The sequence below is a fragment of the Lentzea alba genome, assembly GCF_047445655.1.
In the GTDB taxonomy this organism is placed as follows: Bacteria; Actinomycetota; Actinomycetes; order Mycobacteriales; family Pseudonocardiaceae; genus Lentzea; species Lentzea alba_A.
Genome location: NZ_JAJAEG010000016.1, coordinates 223630 through 232028 on the forward strand (window position 1 = coordinate 223630; position 8399 = coordinate 232028).

The 8399-nt window shown below is 67.8% G+C and carries 10 protein-coding genes; 6 read left to right on the top strand and 4 right to left on the bottom strand.

The features are described from left to right. The first annotated feature begins 9 nt into the window (after positions 1-9). Complete coding sequence (locus LFM09_RS26895) at positions 10-585, top strand: nucleotidyltransferase family protein (RefSeq protein ID WP_414099330.1); 576 nt, start codon at positions 10-12, stop codon at positions 583-585. On the opposite strand, the gene LFM09_RS26900 is transcribed toward LFM09_RS26895, so the two are convergent. Beyond that, entirely contained in the window at positions 560-1168 is a 609-nt protein-coding gene (locus tag LFM09_RS26900) for a C39 family peptidase (protein WP_414099331.1), read from the bottom strand. The genes LFM09_RS26895 and LFM09_RS26900 overlap by 26 nt on opposite strands. Before the next feature lie 293 nt (positions 1169-1461). Here LFM09_RS26900 and LFM09_RS26905 point away from each other — a divergent pair, with 293 nt between their 5' ends. Then, positions 1462-2412 carry a winged helix-turn-helix domain-containing protein gene (locus LFM09_RS26905; protein WP_414099332.1) on the top strand — a complete coding sequence of 317 codons (951 nt, stop codon included), beginning with the start codon at positions 1462-1464 and terminating at the stop codon, positions 2410-2412. Between the two features lie 45 nt (positions 2413-2457). Here the strand turns inward: LFM09_RS26905 and LFM09_RS26910 are convergent, their stop codons facing one another. After that, a complete protein-coding gene (locus LFM09_RS26910) occupies positions 2458-2646 on the bottom strand; it encodes a hypothetical protein (protein ID WP_414099333.1) in 189 nt (62 codons plus the stop codon). A 96-nt stretch (positions 2647-2742) separates the two neighbouring features. Here LFM09_RS26910 and LFM09_RS26915 point away from each other — a divergent pair, with 96 nt between their 5' ends. Together LFM09_RS26915 and LFM09_RS26920 are read left to right on the top strand one after the other, a co-directional pair. Further along, on the top strand, positions 2743-3483 hold the full coding sequence (locus LFM09_RS26915; protein ID WP_414099334.1) for an SIS domain-containing protein: 741 nt from the start codon (positions 2743-2745) through the stop codon (positions 3481-3483). Between the two features lie 91 nt (positions 3484-3574). After that, positions 3575-5149 carry a penicillin-binding transpeptidase domain-containing protein gene (locus tag LFM09_RS26920; RefSeq protein ID WP_414099335.1) on the top strand — a complete coding sequence of 525 codons (1575 nt, stop codon included), beginning with the start codon at positions 3575-3577 and terminating at the stop codon, positions 5147-5149. Here the strand turns inward: LFM09_RS26920 and LFM09_RS26925 are convergent. Together LFM09_RS26925 and LFM09_RS26930 are read right to left on the bottom strand one after the other, a co-directional pair. Further along, positions 5139-5705, bottom strand: a complete 567-nt coding sequence (locus LFM09_RS26925; protein ID WP_414099336.1) for a hypothetical protein — start codon at positions 5703-5705, stop codon at positions 5139-5141. The genes LFM09_RS26920 and LFM09_RS26925 overlap by 11 nt on opposite strands. Beyond that, positions 5702-6316, bottom strand: coding sequence for a dihydrofolate reductase family protein (locus LFM09_RS26930; RefSeq protein WP_414099337.1), 615 nt, complete (start codon positions 6314-6316; stop codon positions 5702-5704). The genes LFM09_RS26925 and LFM09_RS26930 overlap by 4 nt, the downstream gene beginning before the upstream one ends. A 74-nt stretch (positions 6317-6390) precedes the next feature. Between LFM09_RS26930 and LFM09_RS26935 the strand changes: the two genes are divergently transcribed. Continuing rightward, the gene (locus LFM09_RS26935; RefSeq protein WP_414099338.1) at positions 6391-7245 is read left to right on the top strand and encodes a LysR family transcriptional regulator; all 855 of its coding nucleotides are present in this window, start codon (positions 6391-6393) and stop codon (positions 7243-7245) included. 37 nt (positions 7246-7282) lie between these two features. Next, positions 7283-8236, top strand: coding sequence for a patatin-like phospholipase family protein (locus LFM09_RS26940; RefSeq protein WP_414099339.1), 954 nt, complete (start codon positions 7283-7285; stop codon positions 8234-8236). The last annotated feature ends 163 nt before the right edge of the window (positions 8237-8399 follow it).

An 8399-nucleotide genomic window follows, 5' to 3' on the forward strand; every position in this document is an offset into this window, starting at 1 on the left:
GTTCAACGCATGCGCGTGGCCGGCCTCCTGCTAGCTGCGGGGGCCGGCCGCCGGTTCGGCACCCCCAAAGCCCTCGTTCCGTTGGACGGCAAGCTCTTCGTCGACCGAGCCGCCGAGCTCCTGCGAGCCGCCGGCTGTGAACCGGTCGTCGTGGTGCTCGGCGCCAAAGCGGACGAGGTGCGGACCCAGGCCTCTTTGGACGGCGTCACCGTCGTCGACAACCCGAACTGGGAAACCGGCATGGGGTCGTCGTTGCGCACCGGCCTCCACGCCGTGGGCATCGCCGACGCCGTCCTCGTGCTCCCCGTGGACACCCCCGGCGTCACCGTCGAAGCGCTTCACCGGCTCATGGCGCTCGCCGAGCCGAAAGCGTTGGCACGCGCGGTGTACGACGGCGAGATCGGCCATCCGGTGCTGATCGGCTCGGACCACTTCGCGGGCGTGATGGCGTCGGCGGCCGGCGACCAGGGCGCGCGGGACTACCTCAAGGCGAACACCGTCCGCCACGTCGAATGCGCTGACGTGGCGGACGGTGCCGACATAGATCAACCTGGCGACCTCAGGCGACGTACCGGCGAAGCTTGATGCCCGACGACACGTTGGACGCGCTCAGCCAGTGCAGCGCGCCACCGGAGTAGGCCGGGTCGGAGACGGCGAACTCGTTGCCACCGGCGCGGTAGCCGACGATCGTGGCGTAGTGGCCGCCGGAGTAGTTGCGGCCGTTCAGGCGGATCACGTTGATCACGACGGCGTGGCCGCGGTTGGCGTTGTAGACGACGTCGGCCTTGAGCTTCTGCAGCAGCTGCGCGTCGGTCGACCACTGCTTGACCTGGTAGTAGGTCGAGCCGGTGTAGTGGTCGAGGGCGTTCTCGAGGTTCTTGATGTTCGGCAGGCCGTTGGTCGTGACCTTCATGAACGAGGCCAGCGTGGACTGCTCGACGTACTTGCCACGCGCGGTCAGCGCGATGCGAGCGGCGGCCGCGGAGCACCAGTAGCCGGTCTTCTGCACCTGGAACTGGTGCGGGAGAACACCTTCACCCTGGATGCCGAGCTCGGCGGCGGCTGGGATGACGGTCTCGCCGGGGGCGGCGAGTGCGACCGGTGCGGTGAGGATGGTCATCGCGACCCCGACTGCGGCGACCGCCCCGGTGATCTTCGCAAGCTTCATCTCTGTTTCCCCTCAGTGGTGGCGCCGTACCCCTGTGCGACGCACGGCGAAAGCTTGTCGGCAGGCGGTAAAGGCTCGCCACCACATTCGGTCAAAACCTAAAAAGCCAGGTAGAAGTACTCAAAGCGGTGTCAGCACCCACCGTGACACTCCTAGAAGCATGAGTCGACCTGGTGGTCGAAATGGGCTTCGCCGATCTCGACCACCAGGTCGAGAGTGTGCGGTTTGCACCATTCGGCTGAGTCGTCTCGAACCCGGTACAGGGCCTGCGACGCTGTGCCACTCTGCTTGCCGTGTTGCGTGTCCACTTCACGGCGGAGGACCTGGCGAGGGTGCGCGTCGCCCCTGGTCCCGACCCGATGTGGGAGATCCTGCTGAGCCTGCACGTGCTGCGGCAGCGTTCGGCGACCCCGGTGTTCGGCACGTGGCGCGCGAACGTGCGCACGACGTTGCCCGACGACGCGCGCTGGCTCATGCAGCTGGCACCGCCCGTCGGCTACTCGCCCGACTTCCTCACGCCCACCGCCGGTTCCTGCGCGCTCGACGCGGGCATCGACGCCGTGCTGTCGACGCCGCTCGAATCGTTGCGCGCGGACCTCGCCCAACTCGGAAACCAGCAACGCCTCGACCCGCGCACCCACCTGCTGGCCACCGGCGACGTGGCCACTTTGGACTCGCTCGGCGCCGCGTTGCGCGGCTACTACCGCCACGCGCTCGCCCCGATCTGGGACGAGGTCCGCGCGGTCGTGGACGCCGACCGCGCGGTGCGGGCACGTTCCTTTCTGGACGGCGGCTGCGAGGGAATGCTCTCGGCCCTGCACCCGACGATCTCGTGGACCCCGCACGTGCTGTCCATCGAGTCCCGCTTCCCCCAGCGGGACGTCCACTTACGCGGTCAGGGCCTGGTTCTCGTCCCGTCCTACTTCTGCTGGGAGCGGCCGATCATGCTCCGCGACCAGCGCCGCGCACCGGTCCTCGTCTACCCGATCGCCCGCGACCTGCACCTGCCGAACCTCGGCAAACGTTCCCTGGAAGCGTTGCTGGGCCGCACCCGCGCCGCCGCCCTCGAAGTCATCGCCGGCGGTTGCACCACCACCGAGCTCGCCCGCCGGCTCGGCATCTCCGCCGCCACGGCCAGCACCCACGCCTCGGTCCTGCGCGACGCCGGTCTCGCCGTCGCCCAACGCCACCGCAACTCCGTGCTGCACACCGCATCCGCCCTCGGCGTGGAACTGCTGTCCTGACTTCGTGCTGCACACCGCGCCCGCCCCCGGTGCGGAACAGCCGACCTAAGGCCGCGCGTGCACCGCCGCCCGCGCACACCCACCGGCCACGACGAGCTGCGCCACCGCCACCCACACCGGCCACAACTCGGAGTAGGTGATCGCCAGCGCTATGTGTGTGGCCCCCGCGGTCGTGAAGACCGCCGCCAACACGACCCAGAAGAAGAAGTACCGCCTGATCAAACCCACCCCCACCCGACCAGAGTCACGACACCTGTTATCGCGCGTATCGAGGTTTGTGGTGCGCGGGTTACTGGTGAGGCCACCGCGCATCCGGTACTACTGACCCGCATGACGACCGACACCGTGACCGGGTCCGACTACGGCAACCTCGTGCGCACGCACCTGACGCGCGTCGAGCAGCACAACGCCGGCGCCCTCGACGACGTGGCCGAGCTCGTGCTGGCCGCCGTGCAGGCCGACGGCATCCTCCTCACCGCGGGCGCGGGCCACTCCCTGGCGGCGGTCGCCGAGACCTTCTACCGCGCGGGCGGACTGGCGTGCGTCCGCCCGATCTACCACCCCGAACTGCTCCCGATGCACGGCGCGATCAGCAGCACCTCCGCCGAACGCCGCTCGGGCCTGGCGGGCGAGGTCCTGCGCGAAGCCGGCCTGGCACCGCACGACGTCCTCTTCGTCTTCTCCACCTCGGGCGTCAACTACTACCCGGTCGAACTGGCCCAGGAAGCTGCGAGCAGGGGCTGCCCGGTCGTCGCCGTCACGTCGGTCACCGCTAGCGCCCAGGCCCCGCGCCGCGCCGGCTCCACCCTGGCCGAGGTCGCCACCGTCGTCCTGGACAACCTCGTCCCGCCCGGCGACTCGACCTACCCGGAGCAGGCCCCGGTCACCGCGGCGGTCTCCACGCTGGCCACCACGTTCCTGTGGAACCTGCTGATGGTGCGCCTGGTCGACAAGGCCACCGAGACCGGTGTGCAACTGCCGCTGTGGCGCAGCGCGAACGTCGAAGGCGGCGACGCGGCCAACGCCGACCTGCTCAGGCACTACCAGACCCGCATCCCGCAGCTGGGCTGACCGCGTGGATGAGTAGAGATACTCAAGGATTCTCAGCTCGTTCGCGTTAACCTCCCCCGGGGAGAGCACTTATCCGGGGGGAGCTTCACAAGTGCAGCCGAAAACGCGCAGATGGATCCTGATCAGCGGCGCGCTCGCCACAGCGACGATCGTCGGTGTGGCGGGCGCCCTGCTCTGGAGTCCGGATCCGGTCATCTCGGAGACGTCCAACAAGGCGGTCGAGACACCGGGCAAAGTGGTGGAGACGCCGGGGCAGGTCGCGCAGACGTTCGTGAACCAGATGTTCGCCGACAGCAACGCCGCCGCGGGCCTGACCGACGCACCACCGGCCGCCGGGCAGGCGCTCGCCGCGACCAGGACCGGCATGGCCCAATCCGCCTACCAGGCCCGCTTCACCGACGTCGCACCACCGGCTGCCGACGCCACCACGGCCGAGCTCACGGCCTCCGTCACCTGGACCATGCCGAGCTCGGCCCAGCTGAACTACACCGTCAAGATCGGCATGCAGAAGACCGGTGAGTCCTGGAAGGTCCGCTGGACGCCGGCGATCATCCACCCGCAGCTGACCGAGGGCGCCTCCCTCGTCTACCGCAAGGCCCTGGCCGACGGCGCCCTGCTGAGCCGCGACGGCAAACCGCTCGTCAAGGGCTCGATCCCGGACGGCCTCTACACCACGATCACCGCCCAGGTCGGCGACGTCAGCGGCACCGACGGCTGGGAGGTCGGCATCTCCGCGGGCGCGAACTTCACCGCCCTGGACGGCAAGAAGCCCGAGGGCGGCGAAAAGCTGACCGTCACCATCGACCCGGCCCGCCAGAACGCGGCCCAGGCCGCCGTCGACGCCCTGCCACAGGGCGCCGCGATCGTGGCCGTCGACACGAAGACGACCGAAATCCTGGCCGTGGCCCAGAACAAGGCCCTCGCCAACACCAACCCGTTCGTCGGCCGCTACGCCCCGGGCTCGACGATGAAGATCGTCACCGCGGCCGCGGCCGTGGAAGCGGGCCTGGTCACCGCCAACGCCCAGGTCCCCTGCCCGCAACGAGCCACCATCGGCACCCGGACCGTGAACAACGCGGGCTTCGGCCACGACTCCATCGCGTTCCACTCGGCCTTCGCCATCTCGTGCAACACGACGTTCGGCCGGCTGGGCCACCAACTCCCCGCCGACGCCCTCCCGAACATGGCGAAGCGCTTCGGCCTGGGAGCCGACTGGGACATGCCCGGCGCCCAGACCAACACCGGCAAGGTCCCACCGGCCACCGGCGACCAGCAGGTGGAGAACAGCTTCGGCCAGGGCAACGTGGTGGCCAGCCCGTTCGGCATGGCCCTGGTGGCCGCAACCGCGGCCTCGGGCCGCACGCCAACCCCGACCCTGATCCGCGGCCGCGCGGCAACAGCCTCCGACGTGGGCGCCGCCCCACCGGCAGCACTACTGCCGCAGCTCCGCCAGATGATGAGCGAGGTCGTCACCGCCGGCACCGCCAAGCAACTGTCCGGCTTCCGCGGCCTGGCAGGCAAAACCGGCACCGCAGAAGCAGGCGGTGGCACCGCACACGGCTGGTTCATCGGCTACCAGGGCACCGTCGCCTTCGCGGTCTTCGTCGAGAACGCAGGCTCGTCCCAAAGCGCCCTGACCGCCACCGCCAAGTTCCTCAGCGGCTGACCGGCTCGTTCCACCCGGACACGAACCATTGAACGGCGCCGGTCTCAGGCTCGTACCGGCGCCGTTCGATCGTGCCGATGTTGCCCCCGTAAACATGGATCCCCACCGTGGGCACATCCCCAGCAGCCGCAACGGAATGCACGTCGTCATCCGTCGTGCAACAGACCGTCACCTGCCCACGCTCGAAAACCTGCTCTTCCAAGGGCTTCAGCGAAACGCCGACCTCGTCGTCCGCAGGCTTCACGTACCGCGTCTCGCGCTCGGCACCTTCGTAAATCCCAACGACACCCCACGTCTCATGCCCGTGCACAGGCGTCCGCTGCCCCAAGTTCCACACCACAACCGCCAACGACCACTTGTCGTCAGGCGCGATGTACAACGGGTAGTTGACGTGATGCTCCTCCGACGGCCGCGTCAACTCCTCCGGCAGCCTGTAGTCGCTGGTGAGCAGCACTGCCAACCGCTCAGCAACCCGCTTGGTGATCTCGTGCTCGTCCGCAGTCTCGGCAAGCACGCCCTCCACCTCCAAGATGAAGGCCTCGATCTCGGCACTCACGACAGCACCCGATACGTGACGTGCATGAACGACCCGGCATCTCGCGACTCGACCTGCTCAAGGTCCAACTGCCCCACCCCGTCGAACAACCGAGTCCCGGCCCCCAACGTGATCGGCACGATCCGCAGCCGCAGTTCGTCGATCAACCCAGCCGCCAGGTACTGGTTGACCGTCGTAGCCCCACCGTGGATCGAGATGTTGCCCCCGTCAGCCGCCTCCCGCGCCTGCTTGAACGCGGACTCGATCCCGTCGGTGACGAAGTAGAACGTCGTCCCACCCTCCATCACCTGCGGCTCCCGAGCGTGATGCGTGAGCACGAAAACCGGCCCGTGGTAAGGCGGATTGTCCCCCCACCACCCGTTCCAGGGCCGATCCCACTCCCCGCGAACCGGCCCGAACATGTTGCGCCCCATGATGAACGCCTTGGTCTGCCCCAGCATCTCCAGCTGCAGCCGCATCTCCTCGGCATCCTCAGCCCAGGCGTGCAGCTTGCTACCCCAGCCATCCCCACCGTCGGCCCCGAACGGCCGGTCCTCGCTCTGCCCGAGCCCAGCCGAGAACCCGTCCAGCGAAACCGAAAGATCTACCGTCACCTTGCCCTGAGTCGTCATGAACCCAGCATGGCCAGGTCCCAACATGACGTCCAATGCCACTTCAGGCACCAACTCATCGATAACCTTGATGAATGCTAAGCCTGGTACACCTCAAGGTCCTGGCCGCAGTGGCAAGACACGGCTCAGTGACCGAAGCCGCCAAACAACTCCACTACTCCCAGCCCTCGGTGAGCCACCACCTGTCCCGCCTGGAAGCAGCAACCGGAGTCCGCCTGACCCAGCGAACAGGCAGAGGCATCCGCCTGACCCCGGAAGGCCGGCTGCTGGCCAACCGAGCAGCAGAGATCGTGGGCCGCGTAGACGCCGCCACCACCGAACTGGCCGCCCAAGCAGGCCTCCAAGCAGGCAACGTCCGCCTGGCAGCCAACGCCTCAGCCCTGGCCACAATCGTCCCGCGCGCCGCCGCAACCCTCGCCACCGCACACCCAGGCCTGCAACTGAGCCTCTACGACCGCCACCCGGTAGAGGCCCTGCAAATGCTGCGCCACGGCGAAATCGACATAGCCCTGGTCTTCCGCCAACCAAACGTCGCGCCAGAAGAGGGCTTCCGCATGGTCCACCTGGCAGACGACCCCATCAACCTGATCAGCCGCACCAAGAACGACACCATCGCGAACCACCGCGACTGCCCCTGGATAGGAGGCTGCGACCGCTGCCAACAAGAACTCGACGCCGCTTGCCACCAACAGAACTTCACTCCACGCATCGCCTCCCACAGCGACGACATGGTCGTGGTCCAAGCCCTGGTAGCAGCCGGCGCAGGCGTAGCCCTGCTCCCAGGCCTGGCACTGCAGGCCCACCGCAACCCGAACATCCAAGCCACCGAAATCCCGGGCTTCCACCGCCAAATCCACGCGGCAACCTACGGCGATCCCCCAGACCCACCAGCAATAGCAGCAGTGATCACCGCCCTGACCACCCGCTAGTCCCGCAACCCGGCCGACCCAACGCTACCGTCGCACCGTGCCCCGCCTGAACCAACGACCCGACGCCGTCCTCCAACTACTACGCGACCGCAAGCAACACCAAAGCACCCCGGGCAACCGCACCGACAACGCCCGCCTAGCCCTCCTCATCGAAGGCGGCAGCTCCCGCGGCGCCTACTCAAGCGGCATGACAGTAGCCATCGAACAACTGGGCCTGCTCCCCCTCTTCGACGCCGTCTACGGCAGCTCAGCAGGCTCCCTGAACGCAGCCTGGCTGCTCTGCGGCCGCGCCAACAGCACCAAACACGCCTGGTGGGACCCCGCGGTAATGCGAACAACCATCAACCCACTACGAGCCCTGCGCCGCCTACCGGTGGTCGACACCCAGCACCTGATCCACACCATCTACACCCAGGTGATGCCCATGGGCTTCCAGGACATCCTCGACAACCCGGTCGAGTTCCACCCCCTGGCCACCGACGCCCTGACCGGCGAAGCAACCGACCTGCACACCCAAATCCACGACATCCCAAGCCTGCAAGCAGCCCTACGAGCCTCAACAGCAATGCCCCTGCTGGCAGGCCCACCAGTAATCATCAACGGCCGCCCCTACGTGGACGCGGGCATGAGCGAAATGGTCCCCATCCGCTCAGCACTGGCCCAACACGCCACCCACCTGGTCGTCCTGCGCACAGTCCGAACCGACGAACACCCAATGCCCCCATCCCGAGGCGAACGCCTGGTCCTCTCCCGCTGGTTCGCCCGCCACGCCCCAGGCGTGATCGAAACCTGGCTGCGCCGCAAGGACTCCCGCCTGGAAGAGGAAAACCTCCTAGCGACCCACCCAGCCTGCCTGCAAATCCGCCCACCGCTAGGCAGCGCCCAGGTAGGCCGCACAGAACGCCGCCCCGACCTCCTGCGAACAGCAGTGGAAACAGGCACGCGAGCAGCAACGAACGCCCTGGCCGCCAGCGTCCTGGAGCCAAGATGAGTCCACACAGACACCAGCTCAGTGACGCAACGGACAAGTTCGTCCACTCAGGACAGACCATCGCCAAACAACCGCGATGGCGAAGACATCGGGACTGTCAAACGAACGGTGTAACTCGGGGTTGAAGGAAACTACTTGCGTCCGGCGGCCAGGCGGCCGTCGA

What these genes read in the sequence shown, in the direction of transcription:
- LFM09_RS26895 (WP_414099330.1), top strand. Translation starts at nt 10, where the DNA reads ATGCGCGTGGCCGGCCTCCTGCTAGCTGCGGGGGCCGGCCGCCGGTTC.
- LFM09_RS26900 (WP_414099331.1), bottom strand. Translation starts at nt 1,168, where the DNA reads ATGAAGCTTGCGAAGATCACCGGGGCGGTCGCCGCAGTCGGGGTCGCG.
- LFM09_RS26915 (WP_414099334.1), top strand. Translation starts at nt 2,743, where the DNA reads ATGACGACCGACACCGTGACCGGGTCCGACTACGGCAACCTCGTGCGC.
- LFM09_RS26930 (WP_414099337.1), bottom strand. Translation starts at nt 6,316, where the DNA reads ATGACGACTCAGGGCAAGGTGACGGTAGATCTTTCGGTTTCGCTGGAC.
- LFM09_RS26935 (WP_414099338.1), top strand. Translation starts at nt 6,391, where the DNA reads ATGCTAAGCCTGGTACACCTCAAGGTCCTGGCCGCAGTGGCAAGACAC.